Here is a 641-nt window from a genome sequence, read left to right as displayed (position 1 = left end):
ACTGACATTTCCAAACAAGTTCAAGCTCTCGGTCAGATAAAGAATGACTTGGCTGGAGTCAGAAGCTCTCAGGCAAGATATGAAGAGACGACTAAAGGCAGGCTAACTGCACTGACGAACAGAATGGAAGGGAAAGCTAACAAATCAGAAGTCAGGCAAACAGCAGAGACTCTGACGAGTCAGATAGACCGTATACAAGAAGAGAGCTCTACTCGTATTTCAACAATGACCTCTCGTTTTAATCAGCGCGCTGATGCGCTTGATGCTGGAGTGAGGCGTTTGACTGAAGGTCTCAGAACTAAAGCGGATATCAGCTCCCTCAACGTGACTGCTGAGAATATCCGGCAATCTGTGAAGAGTCTTGAGACAGACACGCAGAACAAACTAAATCAGAAGTTGAGTCAGGCTGAATTTGAGGTGCGAGCTGGCTCTATCCGCCAGGAAATCCTGAACGCAACCAAGGACAAGGCAGATAAGACCTTAGTTGTGGCTGAAGCTGGAAAATTGCGAGAAGAATTTTCAAATATGCAAGTTGGTGGTCGGAACTATTATCGTGATTCCGAGAAAATTCAACAGTCTCCTTTTAGTTTTGGTTTTGTGTTTGATAATCTAGATCCCTATCTTTCAAAGTCCGATATTGG

At 44.5% G+C, this 641-nt stretch carries 1 pseudogene; it reads left to right on the top strand.

Annotation, left to right across the window (positions count from 1 at the left end):
• Positions 1 to 641 (top strand): annotated as a pseudogene (locus tag HT693_RS11780) (hypothetical protein); the annotation flags it as partial.

Origin of the sequence: Streptococcus sp. 2154, assembly GCF_013277255.1 — a bacterium.
GTDB classification, from domain to species: domain Bacteria; phylum Bacillota; class Bacilli; order Lactobacillales; family Streptococcaceae; genus Streptococcus; species Streptococcus pseudopneumoniae.
This window is presented reverse-complemented; position numbering and strand designations above follow the sequence as displayed.